Annotated in this window: 19 protein-coding genes and 1 pseudogene; 8 read left to right on the forward strand and 12 right to left on the reverse strand. The window is 72.6% G+C overall.

The features are described from left to right. Window positions 1–31 precede the first annotated feature (31 nt). Complete coding sequence (locus A4E84_RS08785) at window positions 32–1,222, reverse strand: acyl-CoA dehydrogenase family protein (RefSeq protein ID WP_062931372.1); 1,191 nt, start codon at window positions 1,220–1,222, stop codon at window positions 32–34. A gap of 479 nt (window positions 1,223–1,701) precedes the next feature. After that, window positions 1,702–3,306 (reverse strand): MFS transporter, encoded by a 1,605-nt coding sequence (locus A4E84_RS08790; protein WP_062925998.1) that lies wholly within the window; start codon window positions 3,304–3,306, stop codon window positions 1,702–1,704. Between the two features lie 263 nt (window positions 3,307–3,569). Between A4E84_RS08790 and A4E84_RS08795 the strand changes: the two genes are divergently transcribed. Together A4E84_RS08795 and A4E84_RS08800 are read left to right on the forward strand one after the other, a co-directional pair. Further along, window positions 3,570–4,757 carry a mannosyltransferase family protein gene (locus A4E84_RS08795; protein ID WP_062925999.1) on the forward strand — a complete coding sequence of 396 codons (1,188 nt, stop codon included), beginning with the start codon at window positions 3,570–3,572 and terminating at the stop codon, window positions 4,755–4,757. Between the two features lie 227 nt (window positions 4,758–4,984). After that, window positions 4,985–5,971, forward strand: a complete 987-nt coding sequence (locus A4E84_RS08800; RefSeq protein WP_062926000.1) for a phosphatase PAP2 family protein — start codon at window positions 4,985–4,987, stop codon at window positions 5,969–5,971. 75 nt (window positions 5,972–6,046) lie between these two features. Here A4E84_RS08800 and A4E84_RS08805 read toward each other — a convergent pair whose 3' ends face one another. Continuing rightward, a complete protein-coding gene (locus A4E84_RS08805; RefSeq protein WP_062926001.1) occupies window positions 6,047–6,262 on the reverse strand; it encodes an I78 family peptidase inhibitor in 216 nt (71 codons plus the stop codon). Between the two features lie 430 nt (window positions 6,263–6,692). Between A4E84_RS08805 and ctaD the strand changes: the two are divergent. After that, a pseudogene (ctaD, locus tag A4E84_RS08810) lies at window positions 6,693–8,279 on the forward strand (aa3-type cytochrome oxidase subunit I); the annotation flags it as partial. Here ctaD and A4E84_RS40475 read toward each other — a convergent pair. The 3 genes from A4E84_RS40475 to A4E84_RS08820 are packed head-to-tail and all read right to left on the reverse strand — an operon-like array spanning window position 8,278 to window position 11,181. Then, on the reverse strand, window positions 8,278–9,318 hold the full coding sequence (locus A4E84_RS40475; protein ID WP_107308288.1) for a helix-turn-helix transcriptional regulator: 1,041 nt from the start codon (window positions 9,316–9,318) through the stop codon (window positions 8,278–8,280). The pseudogene ctaD and the gene A4E84_RS40475 overlap by 2 nt on opposite strands. Window positions 9,319–9,356: 38 nt before the next feature. Then, window positions 9,357–10,643, reverse strand: coding sequence for an ABC transporter substrate-binding protein (locus tag A4E84_RS08815; protein ID WP_062926003.1), 1,287 nt, complete (start codon window positions 10,641–10,643; stop codon window positions 9,357–9,359). After that, window positions 10,618–11,181 (reverse strand): MTB12 C-terminal domain-containing protein, encoded by a 564-nt coding sequence (locus A4E84_RS08820; RefSeq protein ID WP_062931373.1) that lies wholly within the window; start codon window positions 11,179–11,181, stop codon window positions 10,618–10,620. The genes A4E84_RS08815 and A4E84_RS08820 overlap by 26 nt, the downstream gene beginning before the upstream one ends. Before the next feature lie 145 nt (window positions 11,182–11,326). Here A4E84_RS08820 and A4E84_RS08825 point away from each other — a divergent pair, with 145 nt between their 5' ends. Genes A4E84_RS08825 through A4E84_RS08835 form a run of 3 tightly spaced genes read left to right on the forward strand, consistent with a single transcriptional unit; the run spans window position 11,327 to window position 15,506 of the window. Further along, window positions 11,327–11,803, forward strand: coding sequence for a hypothetical protein (locus A4E84_RS08825; RefSeq protein ID WP_062926004.1), 477 nt, complete (start codon window positions 11,327–11,329; stop codon window positions 11,801–11,803). After that, complete coding sequence (locus A4E84_RS08830) at window positions 11,803–14,868, forward strand: branched-chain amino acid ABC transporter permease/ATP-binding protein (protein ID WP_062926005.1); 3,066 nt, start codon at window positions 11,803–11,805, stop codon at window positions 14,866–14,868. The genes A4E84_RS08825 and A4E84_RS08830 overlap by 1 nt, the downstream gene beginning before the upstream one ends. Further along, window positions 14,865–15,506, forward strand: a complete 642-nt coding sequence (locus A4E84_RS08835; protein ID WP_062926006.1) for an ABC transporter ATP-binding protein — start codon at window positions 14,865–14,867, stop codon at window positions 15,504–15,506. Before A4E84_RS08830 ends, A4E84_RS08835 begins: the two co-directional genes overlap by 4 nt. A gap of 72 nt (window positions 15,507–15,578) precedes the next feature. Here A4E84_RS08835 and A4E84_RS08840 read toward each other — a convergent pair whose 3' ends face one another. Then, on the reverse strand, window positions 15,579–16,211 hold the full coding sequence (locus A4E84_RS08840; protein WP_062926007.1) for a LysM peptidoglycan-binding domain-containing protein: 633 nt from the start codon (window positions 16,209–16,211) through the stop codon (window positions 15,579–15,581). A gap of 543 nt (window positions 16,212–16,754) precedes the next feature. Between A4E84_RS08840 and A4E84_RS08845 the strand changes: the two genes are divergently transcribed. Both A4E84_RS08845 and A4E84_RS08850 read left to right on the forward strand, forming a co-directional pair. After that, window positions 16,755–17,552, forward strand: coding sequence for a hypothetical protein (locus tag A4E84_RS08845; RefSeq protein ID WP_062926008.1), 798 nt, complete (start codon window positions 16,755–16,757; stop codon window positions 17,550–17,552). 85 nt (window positions 17,553–17,637) lie between these two features. After that, window positions 17,638–18,030 carry a hypothetical protein gene (locus tag A4E84_RS08850; RefSeq protein ID WP_062926009.1) on the forward strand — a complete coding sequence of 131 codons (393 nt, stop codon included), beginning with the start codon at window positions 17,638–17,640 and terminating at the stop codon, window positions 18,028–18,030. 61 nt (window positions 18,031–18,091) lie between these two features. Here A4E84_RS08850 and der read toward each other — a convergent pair whose 3' ends face one another. The 5 genes from der to aroH form a co-directional block, all read right to left on the reverse strand. Next, window positions 18,092–19,585 carry a ribosome biogenesis GTPase Der gene (der, locus tag A4E84_RS08855; RefSeq protein ID WP_062926010.1) on the reverse strand — a complete coding sequence of 498 codons (1,494 nt, stop codon included), beginning with the start codon at window positions 19,583–19,585 and terminating at the stop codon, window positions 18,092–18,094. Between the two features lie 78 nt (window positions 19,586–19,663). Then, window positions 19,664–20,311, reverse strand: a complete 648-nt coding sequence (locus A4E84_RS08860) for a lysophospholipid acyltransferase family protein (protein WP_062926011.1) — start codon at window positions 20,309–20,311, stop codon at window positions 19,664–19,666. Beyond that, complete coding sequence (cmk, locus tag A4E84_RS08865; protein ID WP_062926012.1) at window positions 20,308–20,988, reverse strand: (d)CMP kinase; 681 nt, start codon at window positions 20,986–20,988, stop codon at window positions 20,308–20,310. The genes A4E84_RS08860 and cmk overlap by 4 nt, the downstream gene beginning before the upstream one ends. A 283-nt stretch (window positions 20,989–21,271) precedes the next feature. Beyond that, window positions 21,272–22,357 (reverse strand): prephenate dehydrogenase, encoded by a 1,086-nt coding sequence (locus tag A4E84_RS08870; RefSeq protein ID WP_062926013.1) that lies wholly within the window; start codon window positions 22,355–22,357, stop codon window positions 21,272–21,274. Then, a complete protein-coding gene (aroH, locus tag A4E84_RS08875; RefSeq protein ID WP_062926014.1) occupies window positions 22,354–22,716 on the reverse strand; it encodes a chorismate mutase in 363 nt (120 codons plus the stop codon). The genes A4E84_RS08870 and aroH overlap by 4 nt, the downstream gene beginning before the upstream one ends. Between the last annotated feature and the right edge of the window lie 150 nt (window positions 22,717–22,866).

The following is a 22,866-nucleotide window of genomic DNA, read 5'->3' on the forward strand; positions in this document are numbered from 1 at the left end:
CCCTGCCCTCGCGCAGGGTTACCGGACCGGCCTACCGGAAGGCATCGAGTCCGGTGAGCGCCTTGCCCAGCACGAGCTGGTGCATCTCGACGGTGCCCTCATAGGTGAGCACCGACTCGAGGTTGGTCGCGTGCCGCATCACGGGATATTCGAGCGAGATCCCGTTGGCGCCGAGAATGGTCCGGGCCGTGCGGCAGATCTCGATCGCTTCCCGGACGTTGTTGAGCTTGCCGAAGCTGACCTGCTCGGGGCGCAGGCGGCCGGCGTCCATACGCCGCCCCAGGTGATGGGCGAGCAGAATCCCCTTGTGCAGTTCGACCGCCATGTCGGCGAGTTTGGCCTGGGTGAGCTGGAAGCCGCCGATGGGCCGCCCGAACTGCTCCCGCGACTTCGCGTATTCGACGGCGGCCTCGAAACTGCTGCGGGCCGCGCCCATGGCGCCCCAGACGATTCCGTACCGGGCGTGCGACAGACAGCTCAGGGGCCCGCGCAGACCGGTGACCTCCGGCAGGACGGCGTCGGCGGGCAGCCGCACGTCGTCGAGCACGAGCTCGCTGGTGACCGACGCCCTGAGGGACCACTTGTGCTTGATCTCGGGAGCGGAGAACCCGCCGCTGTCGGTGGGCACGACGAAGCCGCGCATCCCGTCCTCGGTCTGCGCCCATACGACGGCGACGCCGGCGACCGACCCGTTGGTGATCCACATCTTGCGGCCGTTGAGGATCCAGTCGGAGCCGTCACGCTTGGCGTACGTGCGCAGGGAGGCGGGGTCGGAGCCGTGGTCGGGCTCGGTGAGCCCGAAGCAGCCGATCACCTCGCCGGCGGCCATCCTCGGCAGCCACTGCTGCTTCTGCTCCTCGCTGCCGAAGCGGTGGATGGCGTACATGGCGAGGGAGCCCTGCACGGAGACGAGGGAACGGATGCCGGAGTCGGCGGCCTCCAGCTCAAGACAGGCCAGCCCGTACTGCACGGCCGACGCACCGGCACACCCGTACCCGTCGAGAGACATGCCGAGGGCGCCGATACCGCCGAGTTCCCTGGCCAGCTCCCGGATCCCCGGCAGCTCCCCGTTCTCGTACCACTCGGCGACATGGGGCAGCACCCGGTCCGCGGCCCAGGCCCGCACGGTGTCCCTGATCCCGAGGTCCTCCGGCTCCAGGAGGTCGTCCAGGCCCAGGGGGTCGGCGGGATCGAAAGGAGGCAGCTTGGATGAACCGGACATGATCGACACCCTCCGAAGCTCTTTAACTAGCAGCGCTAGCCAGACGCTACGGCCTCGCCCCGCCCCCGCACCACCCGTACCGGCCGGCTGAGAGCCCGGAGCCGTCGGCGGGGCCCTTCACCCCCGCCGCCCGCAGGCCCGCATGCGCCTGCCCCCGACAGCCATCGCCCACCCGCGCACCGCCCGCAACTGTGGGGCGAAAGGTGAGCTCACCCGCGGGCGGACCGCGCCCTCGGCGGCTTACGGTACGCGCGGCTCCCGTACGGCAAGTCACCCGTAGCCGGATCACACCCTCGACGGCTTGCCGTACGCGCGGCTCCCGTACGGCACCACCCGCAAGCCGCCAACGGCGAGCCGCCCCCCACGGGCGACCCTGGCGCCTCGATCGGCCGTGACGGGCGGCGCGTGGGTGGGCAATGGCCGCACACCGCAAGCCGCCGACGGCGAACGCCGCCCACGGGCGACCGGGCAGAGGAGGGTCACACCGAGACGCGGGACTCCGCCGCGTCCCTGGGAGCGGGCAGCTCCACCGGCTCCGAGGACTCGCACTGCATGACCCGCGGCAACCGCAACGCCATCACGGCCCCCAGCAGCAACAGCCCCGCGCTCACCAGCAACGTGACATGCAGCCCGTGCACGAACGCGTCCCGGGCGGCATGCCGCAGAGCGGCACCGGCCGACCCGCCCAGCTGCGCGGCAACCTCGTACGCCTCCCCCAGCGAATGCCCCGCCGAGGCGGACGCCGACGCCGGAACCCCGGGCACGCCCGACAGCCCGGGCGCGTACGCCGCGTTCATCACCGTGCCGAGCAGGGCGATCCCGATCCCCGCCCCGAGCTGGTACGACGTCTCCCCGATCGCCGCCGCTCCACCGGCCTGCTCCTGCGGCGCCTCGCTCAGCATCGACTCGTACGCCCCGAACAGCGTGGTCTCCAGCCCGAAGCCGAGCAGTACGAACCCGCTCACCATCAGCGCGCATTCGTCGGTCCGGCCCAGCGCCATCAGCAGCACCACCGCGAACGCCGTGAGGCAGAACCCGGCGCACACCATCCGCCGCGGCCCGAACCGCCGCAGCATCCGCGCCCCGGCCAGCCCGGCCGCCATCGCCGCGAAGGTCAGCGGCAGCAGCCGCAGCCCGGTCTCCAGGGGCGACAGCCCGAGCACCAGTTGCAGGTACTGCGCCGCGATCAGTTCCAGCCCGACCAGCGCGAGCATCGCCAGCACGATGCACCCGACGGACGTACTGAACGCCGGCCGCCCGAACATCTTGAGGTCGACCAGCGGATACGTCCGCCGCCGCTGCCGCCGTACGAAGCCGGCCAGCAGCGCCGCGCCCACCACCAGCGGCAGCACGGTGAGCAGGCTGCCCACCGACTCCCCACTGCCGAGCCGCTTCACGCCCAGCACGACACCGAACAGCCCGGCCGCCGCCATCAGCGCACCGACCACGTCCCAGGGGCCCTTGCCGTCCCCCTTCGACTCGGGCAGCAGCACGCGCCCCACCGGGAGGCTGACCAGCATCAACGGAATGTTGACGAGGAAGACCGAGCCCCACCAGAAGTGCTCCAGCAGGAAGCCGCCGAGCAGCGGTCCGACCGCCGCGCCCACCGCGGCCACGGCGCTCCAGATACCGATCGCGAGCGCCCGCTCACGCCGGTCCGGGAAGACCTGCCGCAGGATCGACAGGGTCGCGGGCATGATCATCGCGCCGCCCACGCCGAGCAGCGCCCGCGCCACGATCAGTACCTGGGCACTGTCGGCCAGGGCGGCGAGGCCGGAGGCGACGCCGAACAGCGTGTAGCCGAGGAGCAGCACTCTTCGGCGGCCGATGCGGTCGCCCAGCGTGCCGAAAAGGATCAGCAGCGAGGCGCAGACCAGTGGGTAGACGTCGACGATCCAGAGCAGCTCTATCCCGCCGGGCCTCAGGTCCTCGGTGACGGCGGGGACCGCCACGTGCAGCACGGTGGCGTCGACGGCGACCAGCAGCAGGCTGACGCAGAGGACGACGAGAACCACCCAGCGGTTGGCACCGGCCCCGGCCGCCCGACGGCGCAGCGCAGCGGCGGCCGTGGTCGTCCCGGACATGTACGTACCTCCCAGATGTTCCCTCGCGATCGGCGGGCTCACGGGGTGGGGGACGCCCCCGCGACTCGGCCGGAGAGGAGCGGTGGTCTCCGGCCCGCGCAAACGAAAAGCGAGTGACACGTCAGAGTACGCGAGTCCCTGACGGAGACCAGTGGCGGACCTCTCACACCTCCGGCGGAAGGATGTGGCGTACGCCACTCTCCCCTTGGTGGTTCACGCCCCGGCCGGCCGGGCGGTTCCGGCCCGGGTCGATAATCGGGCCCGTGACCGATCTTGAGACGCGCGCGGCCCCGCCCCGCACCGGGGCGCTGCACCGGGCGGCTCCGGCGCTCGCCGGGTACGCGGCCGTCCGCGCCCTGGGCCTGCTCGCCCTGTTCCTGTGGAGCGCGGCACGGGACAAGAGCGCGTACACGCTGCTGACCGCCCGCTGGGACTCGCTCTGGTACGTCCGGGTCGCCGAGCTCGGCTACGGCTACGAGGTGCGGCTGGCCAACGGGGACGTGCACTCGAACCTGGCGTTCTTCCCGCTGCTGCCCTGGCTGGAGCGGCTGGTGGCGGCGGTGTCGCCGCTGTCGTACGCGGACGGGGGGTTCCTCGTCAGCCTGGTCGCCTCGCTCGCCGCTGCCTGGGGGATCTTCGCGGTGGCGGACCAGGTGTACGGCCGCCGGGCCGGGGTGTGCGCGGTGCTGCTGTGGGCCGTTCTGCCGGTCGGGATCGTGCAGTCGATGGCGTACAGCGAGTCCCTGTTCACGGCGCTCGCGGCCTGGGCGCTGTACGCGGTGCTGACCGGCCGCTGGGTGACGGCCGGTGTACTGGCCCTGTTCGCCGGGCTGACCCGCCCGGTGGGGCTGGCCGTGGTGGCGGCCGTGTGGGTGGCGGCGGTGGCCTCCTTCGTTCGGGACCGGCGTGCGGCCGGGCAGGACGCCCCGCACGTCCCCGCCGAGCCGGCGATCCGGGTCCGGCGCGTCCTCGGCATGGTCCTGGCCCCCCTCGGCACCGTCGGCTACGTGCTCTGGGTCGGCCACCGCACCGGCAAGGGCCCGCTGGGCTATCTGGACGTCCAGGCCGGCTGGCGCAACGGCTTCGACGGCGGCTACGCCTTCGCCCGGTTCGTCGCCGAGAAGTTCTCGTCGTTCCCGTCGGCCCTGGCCGGTGTGGGGCTCATCGTCGGGGTCGCGTCAGTCGTCTGGCTGTACGTGACCGGAGTACGTCAGCGCCAGCCGCTGCCGCTGCTGGTCTACACCGGGGTCGTGACCGCGCTCGCCCTGTGCGCGTCGAGCTACTTCGGCTCGAAACCGCGTCTGCTGCTGCCCGCGTTCCCGCTGCTGCTGCCTCTCGCGCAGGCTCTGGCCAAGGCGTGTATGCGCAGGTCAGCGGCTGTTCTCGGGGCCGTCGCGGTGGCCTCCGCGGTGTACGGGGCGTTCTGGCTGAACGGCTCCGGTCCGCCCTGACCCGCTGTGAGCGCAGGGGGAATTCCGCACCATGCCCTGGTGAACGAATTCAAAAGCGCAATAAAACCCGCATCCGGAATGATCAAAGGAATTGAAGGCCGCGGCGGCCGGCGATTACAGATTCGCTGGAAATAGACCCCCTCCTGAGAGGAATCCCACATCACATCGTCATCACAAAGCCGTTGATTCACCCGGGATCTGAGCTCACTCGCTGTAACGTCGATTGGGTGCGTACCGAACCGAAGCTCACCCGTCTGGACCGGGTGTTCGCCCGGCTGGACCGTGAGCCGGAACGACCGGCCCACATCGATGTGCCGAAGATGAGCAGGCACCGCATCGTGCTCTTCGCGGGAACCCTGGCCTTCTACGGCGCGATCGTGTGGGCCGTGGTGATCACGTCCTGGCTGGTCCGGCTCGACTGGCAGGTCATGTTCTTCCGCCCGTACCAGCAGTGGTCGGAGATCCACTGGTTCGTCGACTACTACGTGGTCCTCGGCCAGCGTGGCCCGACCGCCGTGATGGTCGCGGCCTGGCTGGGCTGGCGCTCCTGGCGGCAGCACACCCTGCGGCCGATGCTCGCGCTCGGTGTCTCGCTGCTGCTGCTGAACATCACGGTCGGCGCCGCCAAGTACGGCATGGGGCGGCTGGGCCCGCACTACGCGACCGTGATCGGCTCGAACGAGATGTGGCGCGGCGGCGATATATTTCCGAGCGGTCACACCGCCAACGCCGTGGTGACCTGGGGAATCCTGGCCTACCTGGCGTCCTCCGCGAGAGCGCAGCGCTGGCTGTCCGCCGTGTCCGCGGTGACCTCGCTCGGGGTCGGGATGGCCACCGTCTACCTCGGTACGCACTGGCTGAGTGATGTGCTCCTCGGCTGGACCGCGGGTCTGCTGATCCTGCTGGGCCTGCCGTGGTTCGAGCCACTGATCGCCCGTGCCGAGGCCGCGATCTTCGACCTGCGCGACCGTCTGCGGGCCCGCGGGCGCCGTACGGCGGCCGGCGGCGCTCCCGTCGTGATCACGCCCTTGCCCGCCGACCGGGAGGACGTGGCGGCCTGCGCGTCCCGGACCCCGGCCTATCTGGCGCCGGGCCCGCACACGGCGCGCTCGGAGCGCACGCCGATCACCCCCGCCGGCAGCCGCCGCCCTCAGCACCCCGAGCGTCACCCGCGCGGTTCGGCCTCGTCGGCCCGCCCGCTGAGGGGCGGCTGACCACGGCCGGTACGCACCCCTTCCGGCAGCGCGAAGGCCCCGGTTCCGCAGCGGAACCGGGGCCTTCGCCGGGTCTCAGCCCTTCCAGGCCCGCGCCACCCGGCCGCCCTTGACCTCGAAGTTCAGCCGGCCCACGCGGTACTCCATCGTGATGATCGCGCCCGGCGGCAGCGCGCGCACCGTCGGCCAGCCGCGCTCCCGCGCGAGGCGTTCGGCCCGGCCGGCCTCCAGGCCGACATAGGTGTCCGGGCTGTCGTCGGGTTCAGCGGAAGGTGTCGGAGTCGGTGCCATGCCGCCACGCTATGCGCTGGCCGCAGACCGCGGAAGTCCGGGCCCCGGGCCCCGGCCACTGTCCGGCCCCCGTCACGCTTCTGTCACAAGATCACGACACGCGTTTCGGGAGCTGTCCGTCACACGGACGAGCGGTTCCGTACGCCTTCCGCAGGCATTCGATCGGAATTCCCGCGTGTCACATGAGCTCATGGAAAAGCCCGGCGGAAAGTGCCGGGTGAAGTGCCTCCGGGGCTCCATGCATTTCCTGTGCCGCACCGGCCCGGCGGGGTCGGCGCGGCACAGGAAATGCATGGCTTCGGTACACAGAGGCCGATACGCCCCCTGTCGGAGCACGCGGTGACGCGAGCATCATGGCGTGAGCTCGCGGGGACGTGAGGCGCGGGCTGCGGCGGGCCCGGTGCGCGATCAGCGAAGGGGCGAGCGAGCGATGGGGACGCAGACAGGGACGCAGACCGTACAGGCGGGGGCGGCGCCGTCCGAGCCGCGGACGCGGCACGGGCGGGTGGTGGTCGACTGGCTGACGACGACGGACCACAAGAAGATCGGCCATCTCTACCTGATCACGTCGTTCCTGTTCTTCCTGGTCGCCGGAGCGATGGCGCTGCTGATGCGCGCCGAACTGGCCCGCCCCGGTCTGCAGATCATCGACAACGAGCAGTTCAACCAGGCGTTCACGCTGCACGGCACGATCATGCTGCTGCTGTTCGCGACGCCGACCTTCGCGGGCTTCGCCAACGAGCTGATGCCGTTGCAGATCGGCGCGCCCGACGTGGCCTTCCCACGGCTGAACATGTTCTCGTACTGGCTGTTCCTGTTCGGCGGGCTGATCGTGCTCGGCTCGCTGCTGGTGCCCTCCGGGCCGGCGGACTTCGGCTGGACCGCCTACGCCCCGCTCAACAGCGCGGAGCGCTCGCCGGGGATCGGGGCCGATCTGTGGATCATGGGGCTGGCGCTGTCGGGCTTCGGCACGATCCTCGGCGCGGTCAACTTCATCACCACGATCATCGGGATGCGTGCCCCGGGCATGACGATGTTCCGGATGCCGATCTTCGTGTGGAACACCCTGTTCACGTCGATCCTGATCCTGATGGCGTTCCCGGTGCTCGCGGCGGCGCTGCTGGTGCTGGAGGCGGACCGGCGGTTCGGATCGCAGGTGTTCGACGCGGCCAACGGCGGGGCGATCCTGTGGCAGCACCTGTTCTGGTTCTTCGGCCATCCCGAGGTGTACATCATCGCACTGCCGTTCTTCGGCATCATCACGGAGATCATCCCGGTCTTCAGCCGTAAGCCGTTGTTCGGCTATCTGACGCTGGTCGGGGCGACGATGGCGATCACCGGCCTGTCGATGATCGTGTGGGCGCACCACATGTTCGCCACGGGTGCGGTGCTGCTGCCGTTCTTCTCCTTCATGAGCTTCCTGATCGCGGTGCCGACGGGGGTGAAGTTCTTCAACTGGGCCGGCACCATGCTGAAGGGCTCGTTGTCCTTCGAGACGCCGATGCTGTGGGCGACCGGCTTCCTGGTGACGTTCCTGTTCGGCGGCCTGACCGGGGTGATCCTGGCGTCGCCGCCGATGGACTTCCACGTGACGGACACGTACTTCGTGGTGGCGCACTTCCACTACGTCGTCTTCGGCACCGTCGTCTTCGCGATCTTCGCCGGGTTCTTCTTCTGGTGGCCGAAGTTCACCGGGAAGATGCTCGACGAGCGGCTCGGCAAGATCCAGTTCTGGGTGCTCTTCGTCGGCTTCCACACCACGTTCCTGGTGCAGCACTGGCTGGGCGCCGAGGGCATGCCCCGCCGGTACGCCGACTACCTCGCGGCGGACGGCTTCACCGCGCTCAACACGGTGTCGACGATCGGAGCGTTCCTGCTCGGCATGTCGACGCTGCCCTTCCTCTACAACGTGTGGAAGACGGCCAAGTACGGCGAGAAGGTCGAGGTCGACGACCCCTGGGGCTTCGGCCGTTCCCTGGAGTGGGCGACCTCGTGCCCGCCGCCGCGGCACAACTTCACGACGCTGCCCCGGATCCGCTCCGAGTCGCCGGCGTTCGACCTGCACCATCCGGAGTACGCGGCGGTGACTGCGCAGCCCGAGCCAGAGCGCCATCAAGCCGGTCCCGAGTCTTCCTGATCGCCTCGATGAGCCCGTCCGGCTCCAGCACCTCGAAGTCGAAGCCCAGCATCACCACGTGGATGACCATCACGTCGAGGCTGCCGGCGCCGCAGCGCAGCAGGCAGGTGTCCTCGCTCTCCGCCTCCAGCACTCCGGCGGAGGGCGAGATGTGTTCGGCTGCTTCCTCCAGCGGCACCAGGAGGCGCACGACGGCGTGGGTGGCGTACGCGCGGGTGGAGACGCCCTGGGAGACGTAGGCGGCGAGGTCCTCGGCGGGTGGCTTGCGCGGGGTGAAACGCGGGCCGTGCGGCGCTCTGGGTGTGATGCGGTCCACGCGGAACGTGCGCCAGTCGTCCCGGTCGAGGTCCCAGGCCACCAGGTACCAGCGACGCTCGGTGCACACCAGGCGAAGCGGTTCGACCGTGCGGCGGGTGGGGGTGCCGTCGTGGCCGCGGTATTCGAAGCGCAGCCGTTCGGCGTCCCGGCACAGGTGGGCGAGCTCGGTGAGCACGGCCGGGTCGACCGAGGAGGGCAGGGTGCTGCGCAGCATCGGCACGGTGAAGGCGTTCAGGGCGCCCACGCGGCGGCGCAGCCGGTTCGGCAGCACCTGCTCCAGCTTGGCGAGGGCCCGCACCGAGGTTTCGCCGATGCCGTCGATGCCCTGCCCGGCGGCCGTGCGAAGCCCGACCGCCACGGCGACGGCCTCGTCGTCGTCCAGGAGCAGCGGTGGCAGTTCGGCGCCCGCGCCCAGCTGGTAGCCGCCGCCGGTGCCGGGGCTGGCGTTGACCGGGTAGCCCAGTTCGCGCAGCCGGTCGACGTCCCGGCGCAGGGTGCGGGCGCTGACGCCGAGCCGGCCGGCCAGGTCTGCGCCGGACCACTCACGGTGGGCCTGGAGCAGGGACAGCAGACGCAGCAGACGGGCCGAGGTCTCCAACATGGGGCGAGTCTGCCAGCCCTTGCGGACAACCACTGTCCTCAAGGCTCGTAGGCCAGTTGCGGGACGGTGAAGCAGGTGCGGTTCATGTCCCCCTGGCCCACCCAGCCCTTGCCGTCCTGCCAGCGGGCCACCGACAGGCAGGTCCTGCTGCTCTTCGGCGGCTCGGGCAGGCGCTCGAAGCGGACGGGGAGCAGCAGTCCCCCGGCGGTGTAGCCCTGGCTGCGGTTCATGAAGGCGTCGACGCACGCGCGCGTGATGCCCGTGCTCGCGCAGGACTTCGCGGCGTCCGTGAACCACCGCGCGGCCGCCCACCCCTCCAGCTGCCACTGGGAGTGCGTCTCCAGGTCCTTCGTCGCCTCGCGGAACTCCGCCACCGCCGCGTTGCCGGTGTCCTCGAAGTTGCGGCTGGCGCCGGTAGCCCACAGGGCGTTGCGGCAGCGCGGGGCGTCCTTGTAGTCCTCGGCGACGGTGGACGTCCAGTTCTGCACGTTGGTCACCTTGGCGGTGACCTCGGCGCCGGCCTCGTCCATGGCCTGGCAGAGCCGGGCGTTGCCGTGCCCGTCGATCGCGTCGAACACCAGGTCGGCGCCCTGCTCCTTCAGATCGGCGGCGACGGCGCGGAAGTTCGGCAGGGCGAAGTCGACCTGCTCGGTGACGACCTGGTAGCCCTCGGCGCGCAGTCCCCGCTCGACGAGCCGGGCGTAGGCGGCCGAGGCCGACTGGTTGTAGGAGACGACGGCGGCGGTGCGGGCGCCGTGCTCGCGTTTGAAGTAGCGGTAGACCTCGGTGCCGCCGTACAGCTTTCCGTCCCAGCCGGGGGTGCCGTCGCGGGGCGCGAGACTGCCGTAGATGCCGTAGAGGTGCGGATAGGTGTCGTAGGCAGGGCCGATGGGCTGGCCGCCGATGTCGGGCACGCCCGCGCGGGAGACGCGGGAGGCCCCCGCGTAGTCGAGGGCGGTGGTGGCGACCAGGGCGACGACCTGGTCCTCCTCGACGAGTTGGTGCACGCACTCGTTGTTGCCGACGCCGCTGCCGCCGTCGTCGCAGCTGCGCACCTCGACCCGGCGGCCGTCGATGCCCCCGTGCGCGTTGAGCCGGTCGAAGAAGGCCCGGGCGCCGTCGCGCGGGCCGGTGAAGGCGCTGCCGCCGACCGGGCTGGTGGCGCTGGTGATGATGCCGACCCGCAGGGGCACGGCATCGCCGGGCACGGGGGTGCCGTCGTCGTGGTCGAAGTCGCTCTCCGGGAGCCGACTGCCGCAGGCCGCGCTCAGGGCGAGCAACAGCACCGCGGCCAGGGCCTCAGCAGCCCGGGACCGGTGACGCATTGCCGCTCAGTTGCACCAGCGCGCACAACGTCTTGGCGGACACCTTCCAGGTGCCGTCCTGCTCGACGGCGCTTCCGGAGGCGTCGGGCAGGGCGGTGGCGCCCTTCAGGGTGAGCGTGTACGTCACGTCCGCCCCGGTCGCCGAGGTGAACTCGACCTTGGTGACCTTCGCCTGGACCTGCCCGCCGCGCTCGTCACCGCTGAAGGCCTGGAGGACCGGGCCCATCCGGTCGCCGTTCTCCAGGACGGCCTGCTTCTCCTCCGTCGAGGTCTTCGGGTCGAAGAACTTCTGCCAGTTCTGCCTGATCTCCCCCTCGGCGGCGGCCCGGTCGGCCGGCGCGGTGGCCGTTACGCTCGCGGTGCGCTCGGCGCTCGGGGTGGGAGGCGTGGACTCGCTGCCGCCGCCGCTGTCGTCGCTGCAGGCCGCCAGGGCCGGGGCGAGGGCCAGGACCAGGGCCGCGGCGATCGCCGTACCCCGTCCCGTGGTGCGTGGACCCCCCGTCGCGTTCCCCCGCTTGAGGTCGCTGCCGAGAACCATCTGGCTCACCACCGGGTGTCGGTCCGGGCCATGTGCGCCCGGTGCTTTCAGGGTCAGCTTCCACAGGGCATAGTGCAAGCGATCGGCGGACTTGAACAGGCAGCCCGACGCACGCACAGCCGAATCCGACGTGTGGGAGCCAGCGATGCGGACCAGCCGACTGCGGACCGTGCATCCCGTCCTGTGGGCGGGCTGGGCCGCCCTGGCCGCCGGCGCGGTGCTGTGCGTCGTCGGCTGGTACGGAGTCTCCGGCGAGCGTTACGCCGAACGGCAGCTGCCCTACCTGGCCTCCTGCACGATCCCCGGGGCCGCGCTGATCGTCGCCGGGGCCGTCCTGCTGGCCCGGGGCCGGGGGTCGATCGCCGCCACGCGCGTGGAGGATCTGTACCACCTGCTGGTGGCGGCGGAGCCGGACGAGCCGGAGGGGACCGGCCGGGCCGCGCTCGCCCCGCTCGCGGTCAGCGGCGACCTGCTGATGGTGCCGGGCGGCACGCTGTGGCACCGCGCGGACTGCCCGCTGGTCGCGGCCAAGGCGGAGGCGGTCCCGGTGGACTCCAAGCTGGTGGCGAGCGGTGAGCTGGACCCCTGCCCGATCTGCGAGCCGGCCGCAGAAACCGACTGATGTCGTCACTGACGTACGACCTCGCCCTCGCCGGGCTCTCGGTGGGCAGCGCGGCGGCGCTGACCGGGATCGGCCTGATCATGACGTACCGCGCGACGGGCGTACTGAACTTCGCCCACGGCGCCATCGCGATGGTGTGCGCGTACGTGCTGCGGCAGTGCGTGGTCGAGTGGGGCTGGCCGCTGTGGCTCGGCGCCGTGGTGACGTTGCTGGTGCTGGCCCCGGGGCTCGGGGTGGTCCTGGAACGGTTCGTGTTCCGGCCCCTGGCGGTCCTGGGCGGCGACCCGGCGCAGACGCTGGTGGCGTCCATCGGGGTGTTCGTGCTGCTGGTGGGCGGGGCGGCGCTGCTGTGGGGGCAGGGGGCGCGGGACGACGCGCCGGTGCTGGTGCCGGACGAGCCGTGGGGGCAGCTGGCGGTGGTGCTGGTGCTGGCCGCCGGGGTCGCGGCGGTGGTCCGCCGGACGCGGTTCGGGCGGGAGCTGCGCGCCGTGGTCGACGACCGGCGGCTGGCCGAGCTGGGCGGCATCGACGCGGACCGGGTCGCGGCCACGGGCTGGGCGTTCGGTTCGTTCACGGCCGGTCTGACGGGCGTGCTGCTGGCGCCGTACGTGCGGCTCGACCCATATGGTCTCTCGCTGCTCGTGATGGAGGTCGTGGCGGTCGCGGTCGCCGCGCGGATGCGGAGCCTGCCGGTCGCGGTGGTGGTGGCGCTGGGCATCGGGGTGGCGCAGAGCCAGCTGACGCGGCTGCACCCGTCGGGCTGGGCCGAGCCGCTCCTCCAGGCGGTGGGCACGAACCTGTTCGTCGTCGCGCTGCTGGTCGCGGCGCTGGTCCTGCCGGGCGTCGGGGAGCGGGACGCACTGCCCCGCACGGCCACGGCACGCGTGCCGACCCCGCCGGGTGCCTGGATCGTGGTGCTCGTGCTGTTCCTGCTGCCGCTGGGTCTCGCCGGGCAGGATCTGCACACCTCGGTCCAGGTCCCGGCGCTGGCGGTGATCCTGCTGTCCCTGGTGGTCGTCACCGGGCGCGGCGGCCAGATCTCCCTGGGGCAGGCGGCGTACGCGGGCCTGGGCGCCCTGTTCACGGCGCTGCTGGCGGCGGGCCGCTTCCCGGGGCTGCCCGCCCTGCCGGAGCTGGCGGCCCTCGGGGTGTCGGTGGTCCTGGTGGCGCCGCTCGGCCTGCTGACGGGCTGGCCGGCGATCGGCCGCCGGGGCCTGGCGCTGGCGCTCGCGACGTTCGCGGTCGGCGTGGGGGTGAGCCGCTTCGTCTTCGCCCAGCCGTACGCCACCGCGGGCCTGTCCCTGGGCCGTCCCGCGGGCTTCGACGGGGACCGGGCGTACTACGTGCTGGAGCTGCTCCTGCTGGCGGTCGCGCTGCTGGCCACGCACGCGCTGCGCCGGGGGCGGACGGGCCGGGCCCTCGCCGCCATGCGGGATCACGAGCAGGGCGCGCAGGCGGCGGGCGTCCGGGTGCCGTCCCTCAAGCTGCTGGCCTTCGTCGCGGGTGCCGCGCTGGCCGCGCTGGGCGGCGGCATGCTCGGCATGAGCCTGCGCGCCTTCGACGCCGCCGCCTACGACCCCGTGCGGGGGCTGCTGTGGTTCGCCGCGGTGGTGGTGCTCGGCGCCGACAGCACGCTCGGCGCCCTCGCAGCGGCGGCTCTCCTGGTCGGGCTCGACGCGGGCACCCGGGGCGGCGTCGCGGCGGCGCTGATCGGCGTCCTGGCGATCCTGGTGGGCCGCTTCCCGGGTGGCCCGTACGAGGCCCTGCGCACGGCCATGGAACGCCTCCGGCTGCGCCGCACCCCGGCCCTGACTCCGGCGGGCGCCCGGGCCCGCCGGCTGCTGCGCCCCGCGGAACCGCAGACGGCCCCGAGCGCGCCGGTGCCGACCGGGGCGACACGCGTGGTCCACAGGGCAGCGGGGACAGGAGCAGCCGCCCGGCGGGAGCACCCGGACGGCGACAGCCACCCGGAACACGGCCCACCGGGCCGGGCCGTCCCCACCTTGCCGAGCGACGTCAACGGCCCGCCGACCACCCGGCCGGAGCGTGCCCCTGAGGCGTCCGCCGGGCCCTCCCCGACCACCCGGCCCGAGACGAGCCCCGCCCCCTCCCCGACCACCCGGCCGAAGGCACCACCCGAGGCCTCCCCAACCACCCAGCCCGAGCCGATCCTCAAGCCCGCACCGCCCGCCCGGCCCGAGCCGACCCCGAAGCCCTCACCGGTCCCTCGGCCCCAGCCTGCCCCTATGCCCTCACCAGCCCCCCGGCCCCAGCCGACCCCGGCCCCCTCCCCGGCCACCCGGCCGCACGCCGCGGCGCCCATGGGAGGCGCTCCGCCGTCCACGCCCGCAACCGCCGCTGTCCCCGCCGCTCCCCTCCTCACCGCCCGCCGCCTCCACGCCCACTACGGCGGCTTCACCGCCCTCGACGGAGTGGACCTGGAGCTCTCCCCCGGCCGGATCACCGCGGTCGTCGGACCCAACGGGGCCGGGAAGAGCACCCTGTTCCACTGCTTGGCCGGGACGCTGCCGCCCGCGCGCGGGACCGTACGGCTCGGCGGGCGGGACATCACCGCGCTGCCCGCCCACGCCCGGGCCCGGCTCGGCGTGGCACGGACCTTCCAGCAACTGGCCGTCTTCCCCTCGCTGACGGTGGCCGAGAACGTCCGCGTCGGCGCCGAGCAGGGCCGGGTGACCGACCCGGGCGCCGTGGAGCGCGCCCTCAGGCTGCTCGGGCTCGACGGCCCCCTGCGCGCACGGCCCGCCGCCGGGCTGCCCACCGGGACGCTGCGCCGCGTCGAACTGGCCCGGGTCCTCGCGGGAAGCCCCCGCGTCCTGCTCCTCGACGAGCCCGCCGCCGGGCTCGACACCGGCGAAGTGACCGCCCTGACCCGGGTCCTGAAGGCCCTGGCCGCCGACGGCACCGCCCTCCTCGTCGTCGAGCACGATCTGGACCTGGTGGCCGGACTCGCCGACGTCGTGCACGTGATGACCGCGGGCCGGATCGTCGCCTCCGGCCCGCCCGGACGCGTGCTGGACGCCCTGGAATCGGGGGCCGGCCGATGACGACCGTCTCCCTGCGCCAAGCACGCGTGCGCTACGGCCCCCTGGAAGCGCTGCACGGCATCACCCTCGCCGCCCCCGGCCCGGGCCTCACCGTGCTGCTCGGCCGCAACGGGTCCGGCCGCACCACCGCCCTGCGCGCCCTGGCCGGCACCGTGCCCCTGTCGGGCGGCGCGGTGGTGTGGGACGGCACGGACGTGACCCGCGTCCCGGCGTACGAACGGGCCCGGCGGGGGCTGTGCCTGGTGCCGGAGCGGAGGGCCGTGTTCGGCTCGCTCACCGTGCGCGAGAACCTCGCACTCGCCGCACGCGACCACACCCCGGCCCTCGACGCCTACCCGCAGCTGCGGCCCCTGCTGGAGCGGCGCGCCGGAACCCTCTCGGGCGGGGAGCAGCGCATGCTCGCCCTCTCCCGGGCCCTGCTCGCCCGCGCGCGCGTGGTGCTCGTCGACGAGCCCGCCCAGGGCATGTCGCCCTCGGTCGCGGCCCGGACGTACGAGCTGTTGGGCGCGCTGGAGGCGTGTGTGGTGGTCGCCGAGCAGCGGCTGCCGTCCGCCCTGCGGGACCGGTCCGCGATCGTCTACGAACTGCGCCGCGGGACCGTCGTGTTCGCCGGGGAGACGGCCGAACTGACGGGCTGATGCCGGACTCCGAGGCCCCGTCCGGTCGGCCGACCGGACGGGGCCCGTGTCCCGGCGAGGGGGAGCAGCGTCTCAGAACTTGAGGCGCAGGCCGGGCACGATCACGTCGGGGTCCCCGCCGATGGCGGCCTTGTTGGCGGCGTAGAGGTGCTGCCAGGTGGTCCCGTGCCGGGCTGCGACACCGCTCAGCGTGTCGCCCCGGCGGACGGTGTAGTCACCACGGGAGGAGCCGCGGTCCGCGTGTTCCGTGGAACGCGGCGGCGCCTTCGGCCGTTTCGCCGGGGCCGGCGCGGTGGAGGTGACCGGGTCCGCGGCGGGTGCGCCGCCGCTCGCCCCGGCGCGTGCCGAGCAGGTCGGCCAGGCGCCCCATCCCTGGGCGCGCTGGACCTTGGTGGCCACGGCGATCTGCTGGGACCTGCTCGCCCGGTCGGCGGTGGGCGCGTAGGCCGTGCCGCCGTAGGCGTTCCAGGTGGAGGCGGCGAACTGGAGTCCGCCGTAGTAGCCGTTGCCGGTGTTGATGTGCCAGTTGCCGCCGCTCTCGCACTGGGCGATGCGGTCCCACACTCCGCTGTCGGCCGCCGCGGCGTTCCCGGTCGCGGCGAGCAGTCCGAGGGGCGCGAGCAGTGCCGCCCCGGCGAGGACCGCCGTCGTACGAACCTGGCTCTTCCGAGCGTCGGGGCGAGAGGTATCGGCACATTCGGACATGTAGGTCCCTTTCGAAACACCCGGGATCCCCCAAGGCGGAGCGCCACTCCCGCGCCATGGGGCGCGAGGGCCACACTCGCCCCGTCCACCGGAGCGGTGCCGTGCCCGGTTCCTGGGAACCCGGCGGCCGGTGGACGTACCCGAGCGGTGCTCGTTGCACACGGCGGAGGAATCTAAGGAGGTCGGCGGTCGGCATCAACCACGCAGCCGTCCCGGCAGGCCAGTTCGCTGATACCGCAGGTAACGGCTATTTCCGGACACCCACTTCATTCGCGGATTTCCGGATTTGTTCACCAACCCCCCTGTCGGCCTGTGACCCACTTCACCCTTTCAACACCCTTTACATATCGGCGAGTTGACGGTGAGTGCGCGATTCCGCGCGAAGCGTGACCCTGCGCGCCGGTTGGTTCGATTCCGTTCGCCCTGGGGCGTGACTCCCGCCACAGATCGGCCGTTGTCTTCTTCACGAGCCGGGACCGACCCGGACCACGGGCCGGGAGCCACCCGGCTTTGCCACGCACCGCATCCCCGAGGGAGCCACCCGTGCCGCGCATGCTCGACGTCAGCGACGAGGTACGCGCCGAGATCGGCGACGAAGAAGCCGACCGCCTGCTCGCCGGAGAGACCGCCCCGGGCAGTTACGACTGCACGTCCTGCCGCACACCGGGCGACTCCGAGCAGGAGCGCACCAGCACCGTCCTGTTCATCGGTGACGAGACCGCCGTCCTCGCCTTCGCCCACGCCGGCTGTCTGCCCTCGCAGGTCGTGCAGGTCACCGAGGAGCAGTTGCGGGGCGCCGTGAAGTCCATCACCGGCGACACCGTCGACCTGGAGCCCGACCGGGTGGTGCCCGACAAGGCGGTGCCCGAGCAGGCGGTGCTGGGTGTGACCAGCGGGCTCGTCCTGATCGGCGGGGAGCTCCACCCGGCCCTGGTGGTGGAGCCGACCGGACCCATCGCCCGGCCCGGCACGACCGGCACCGGCGACGACTTCCTGCCGCTGCTCGTCGAGCAGGGCTTCATGCCGCTGTCGGAGCTGTCCGCCGTACCGCCGGTGCTGCACGGCTGGTCGGTGCTGCTGGCCGTGGGCCAGCTGCACGCGGTGCTCCAGCCCGGCAGCAACGGCGGCCAGCCGGTGGCCTGGTGGCAGGCGCACCAGCCGCTCCAGGTGACGGACGGCTGGCGCGCGGCGGCCAACAAGCACCAGCAGGTGCTGATGTTCGCGGCGCCCGCCGGCTCGATCGGCCGCCAGCCGCGCGAGGACCTGCTGCGGGACGCGCTGGACAAGGCGGCGGCGAACGGACAGCTGGTCGGCTCGGCGCTGCCGCTGGCCGGCACCTGAGCCGCCCGTCACCCGAGCACGCCGCAGACCCGCGAAAGCCGTACCCGGGCCGCATCCCTTGACCCGCGGGGTCGTTTGGACATACGTGCACGCATACGACGTTCCCCGCCGCCAGTCCTTCTCGCCGATCCCGTCCGCGCGATCGGCTCAGGACTCCCATGGCGGCCCATCGGCCACGCCGATCTACGACGCGCTCTACGCCGAGTACGTCAAGTCCTTCCGCGCACTGCCCGGCGACCGCAGCGGCGAGGAGAAGCTGGGATTCACCGCCTTCGGGAACACCCCGCAGCACAGTTCGGGCTCGTATGCAGGGGCGTACGGCAGCTCCTACAGTGCCTACAGCGCGGGCGCCCAGAGCGCCCGCCATGCCGCCGGGCAGCAGCCGCAGTGGCAGCGTGTCGGGACCGTCGCCTCACACAGCACGGGGATGCACCACGTACCGGCCGCGCTGCCGCCGGGGCGGCGCGGCGGCGTCTGAGCGAGCACCGGACACCGGAAAGGGCGGCCCCGTTCGGGGCCGCCCTTTCCGGTGCTGCGCGCTACTTCTTCTTGCCGCGCTTCTCGCGCACCCGCACGGAGATGTGGATCGGCGTCCCGTCGAAGCCGAACTCCTCACGCAGCCGGCGCTCGATGAAGCGCCGGTAGCCCGCCTCGATGAATCCGGAGGCGAACAGCACGAACCGCGGCGGCTTGGTGCCCGCCTGCGTGCCGAACAGGATGCGCGGCTGCTTGCCGCCCCGGACCGGGTGCGGGTGGGCGGCGACCAGCTCACCGAGGAAGGCGTTCAGCCGTCCCGTCGGGACCCGGGTCTCCCAGCCCGCCAGGGCCGTCTCGATCGCCGGGACCAGCTTCTCCATGTGCCGGCCGGTGCGCGCCGAGACATTCACCCGGGGCGCCCACGCCACCTGGCCGAGCTCGGTCTCGATCTCCCGCTCCAGGTAGTAGCGGCGCTCCTCGTCGAGGGTGTCCCACTTGTTGTACGCGAGGACGATCGCGCGGCCCGCCTCGACGGCCATGGTGACGATCCGCTGGTCCTGCACCGAGATGGACTCGGAGCCGTCGATCAGGATGACAGCGACCTCCGCCTTCTCGACGGCGGCGGCGGTGCGCAGCGAGGCGTAGTAGTCGGCGCCCTGCTGGAGGTGGACGCGCTTGCGGATGCCCGCCGTGTCGACGAACTTCCAGGTGACCCCGCCGAGCTCGATCAGCTCGTCGACCGGGTCGCGGGTGGTGCCCGCCAGTTCGTTGACGACGACGCGCTCCTCGCCCGCCACCTTGTTCAGCAGGGAGGACTTGCCGACGTTCGGCCGCCCGATCAGGGCGATGCGGCGCGGTCCGCCGGTGCCGCCCGCACCGAACGTCTGGCGCGGCGCCTCGGGGAGCACCTCCAGGACCTGGTCGAGCATGTCGCCGGTGCCGCGGCCGTGCAGCGCGGAGACCGGGTGCGGCTCCCCCAGGCCCAGCGACCACAGGTAGGACGCGTCGGCCTCGCCGCTCTGGCCGTCCACCTTGTTGGCGCACAGCACGACCGGCTTGCCGGCCTTGCGCAGCAGCCGGACGACGGCCTCGTCGGTGTCGGTGGCGCCGACCTTGGCGTCGACGACGAAGACGACCGCATCGGCGGCCTCGATGGCGTACTCGGCCTGGGCGGCCACGGAGGCGTCGATGCCGAGGACGTCCTGCTCCCAGCCGCCGGTGTCGACGACCTTGAAGCGGCGGCCGGCCCACTCGGCCTCGTAGGTCACCCGGTCGCGGGTGACGCCGGGCTTGTCCTCGACGACGGCCTCGCGGCGACCGATGATGCGGTTCACCAGGGTCGACTTGCCGACATTGGGGCGGCCGACGACGGCGAGGACGGGCAGCGGGCCGTGCCCGGCCGCCTCGATGGCACCCTCGACGTCTTCGACGTCGAAGCCCTCCTCGGCGGCGAGCTCCATGAACTCCGCGTACTCGACGTCGCCGAGCGCCCCGTGGTCGTGCTCGTACGCGCCCTCGGAGGCGTCCGAGCCGTCGGGCTGGATGTGGTCGTTCATGAAGTCCGTACCTCGTCGTTCATCGTGGTGGTCGGTGGAGTACCCGCTGTTCCGGGCTGGTCCACTACTCAGTGTCGTCTAGCGCCCGGTGAGGCGCCTGGCGTTTTCCAGGTGGGCCGCGAGCTGCTTCTGGATGCGTCCGGTCGCCTCGTCCAGCGCCTTGCGCGTCCGGCGACCGCTGCCGTCGCCCGCCTCGAAGGGCTCGCCGAAGACGACGTCGACGCGGGAGCGCAGCGGAGGCAGCGCCTTTATCAACCGTCCGGGCTTCCCGGAACTTCCCAGCACGGCCACCGGGACGATCGGGGCGCCGCTGCGCACCGCGAAGTATGCGAGGCCGGCGCGCAGCGAGGCGAAGTCGCCCTCGCCCCGGGTGCCCTCCGGGAAGATGCCGAGCACGCCGCCGCCCGCCAGGACGCCCAGCGCGTGGGTGATCGCCGTGCGGTCGGTGGTGTCGCGGTCGACCTTCACCTGCCCGATGCCGAGCAGGAAGGGGTCCAGCGGCCCGATGAACGCTTCCTTCTTGATCAGGAAGTGCGTCGGCCGGGGCGCCACGCCCATGACCATCGGGCCGTCGATGTTGTGGGAGTGGTTGACCGCGAAGATCACCGGACCGCTCGCCGGAACCCGCCAGGCTCCGAGCACGCGCGGCCTCCACAGCCCGTACATCAGGCCGACGCCGATGCGCCGCCCGACCTCGGCACCCCGTGCCGAAGGCAGATCGGTCACTTCCCGGCCCGCTTCTCCTCGACGAGGGTGACGACGCACTCGATGACCTGGGCCAGCGTGAGCTCGGTGGTGTCCACCTCGACGGCGTCGTCCGCCTTGGCGAGCGGGGAGGTCTTGCGGCTGGAGTCGGCTGCGTCCCGCTTGATCAGGGCCTCGCGGGTGGAGTGGACGTCGGAGCCCTTCAGCTCGCCGCTGCGGCGGGCGGCGCGCGCCTCCGGGGAGGCGGTGAGGAAGACCTTGAGGTCGGCGTCGGGCAGCACCGTCGTGCCGATGTCCCGGCCCTCGACGACGATGCCCTGCTCCGCGGAGGCGGCGATCGAACGCTGCAGCTCGGTGATCCGGGCGCGCACCTCCGGCACCGCGCTGACCGCGCTGACCTTGGAGGAGACCTCCTGGGTGCGGATCGGACCGGCCACGTCCACGCCGTCGACCGTGATGGCAGGCCCTTCCGGGTCGGTGCCGGAGACGATCTCGGGCTTGCCCGCGGCGGCGGCGATGGCGGAGGGGTCGTCGATGTCGATGCCGTTGCTCACCATCCACCAGGTGATGGCCCGGTACTGGGCGCCGGTGTCCAGGTAGCTCAGCCCCAGCTGGGCCGCCACGGCCTTCGAGGTGCTCGACTTGCCGGTGCCGGCGGGGCCGTCGATGGCGACAATCACTGGCGTGGCGCTTTCCACAGTGGGGACCTTCCTGAACCGGGCTCGGCGGGGTGAGGGCGCGACTGCCCCGCACCAGGTTACTGGGTTCGCGTCACTCGTCCGGCCGCGCGTCCGAGACGGCTGCGCACGACCGCCGACGGCGCTCGGCCCGTACGGCCCACGGCGCCCGGCTCATCCGGCCCACGGCCGACGGCGGCGCCCGGCCAGGGCCAGCCCGTCCGGCGCTTGAGGACGAGGCCGTTCAGGCCGAAGCGGGGGCCCGGGGCGGCAGCCCCCGGAACGGCCCACCCGACCGTACCTCCTACTGCCGGATCGCCCAGCCCCGTTCCCGCAGCGCGGCGCTCAGCACCGGGGCCGCCTTGGGCTCCACCATCAGCTGCACCAGACCGGCCTGCTGCCCCGTCGCGTGCTCGATCCGCACGTCCTCGATGTTGACCCCGGCCAGACCCGCGTCGGCGAAGATCCGGGCCAGCTGTCCCGGCTGGTCGTCGATGAGCACGACCACGACCTCGTAGGCCCGTGGCGCGGACCCGTGCTTGCCGGGGACGCGGACCTGCCCGGCGTTGCCGCGCCGCAGCACGTCCTCGATCCCGCCGGCGCCCTCGCGGCGCTTGTGGTCGTCGGAGGACTGCAGGGCGCGCAGGGCCCGCACGGTCTCCTCCAGGTCGGCGGCGACGTCCGTGAGCAGGTCGGCGACCGGCGCGGGGTTCGCGGAGAGGATGTCGATCCACATCCGCGGGTCGGAGGCGGCGATCCGCGTCACATCGCGGATGCCCTGCCCGCACAGTCGTACGGCGGACTCCTCGGCGTGCTCCAGCCGCGCGGCGACCAGGCTGGAGACCAGGTGGGGCATGTGGGAGACGAGGGCGACGGCCCGGTCGTGGGCGTCGGCGTCCATGACGACCGGCACGGCCCGGCAGTACGAGACCAGCTCCAGGGCGAGGTTCAGCACCTCGGTGTCGGTGTCCCGGGTCGGGGTCAGCACCCAGGGGCGGCCCTCGAAGAGGTCCGCGGTCGCGGCCAGCGGGCCGGACTTCTCCCGGCCCGACATGGGGTGCGAGCCGATGTACGCCGACAGGTCGAGACCGCGCTCCTCCAGCTCGCGGCGCGGCCCGCCCTTGACGCTGGCGACATCGAGGTAGCCGCGTCCCGCACCGCGGCGGATGGCGTCGGTGAGCACGTCCGCCACGTGCGCGGGCGGGGCGGCGACGATCACGAGGTCCACGGGCCCGTCCGGCGCCTCGTCCGTGCCGGCGCCGAGCGCGGCCGCCGTACGGGCCTGCTCCGGGTCCGGGTCGGCGAGGTGCACGGTGACGCTCCGCTGGGACAGGGCCAGCGCGGCGGACGTGCCGATGAGGCCGGTGCCGATGACGAGTGCGGTCCTCACTGGGCGATGTCCTTGCGCAGGGCGGCCGCGGCGCCGAGGTAGACGTGGGCGATGTCGGCGCGGGGCCGGTCGGACTCGATGTGCGCGAGGACCCGGACGACGCGCGGCATGGCGCCTTCGATGTCCAGTTCCTGGGCGCAGATCAGCGGCACGTCGACGATGCCCAGCTTGCGGGCGGCCGCCGCCGGGAAGTCGCTGTGCAGGTCGGGCGTGGCCGTGAACCAGATGCTGATCAGGTCGTCGGCGGCGAGATCGTTGCGCTCGAGGATCTCCGCGAGGAGGGCTCCGACCTGCTCGTCCATGTGCCCGGCCTCGTCCCGTTCGAGTTGGACGGCGCCCCGGACCGCTCGTACCGCCACGGCGATGCTCCTTGTTGACGTGCGTGTCGCTCTACGTCCGACCAGCCTAGTCAGCCCGCGCGGTCCAGGTGTGCGGCGCCCGCTCGCCGAGACGCCAGGATCGGTGTGTTTGGGAGGGTTCAGTGCCAAGATGATGCACATCCCGATTTA

This window comes from Streptomyces qaidamensis (assembly GCF_001611795.1).
Classification (GTDB): domain Bacteria; phylum Actinomycetota; class Actinomycetes; order Streptomycetales; family Streptomycetaceae; genus Streptomyces; species Streptomyces qaidamensis.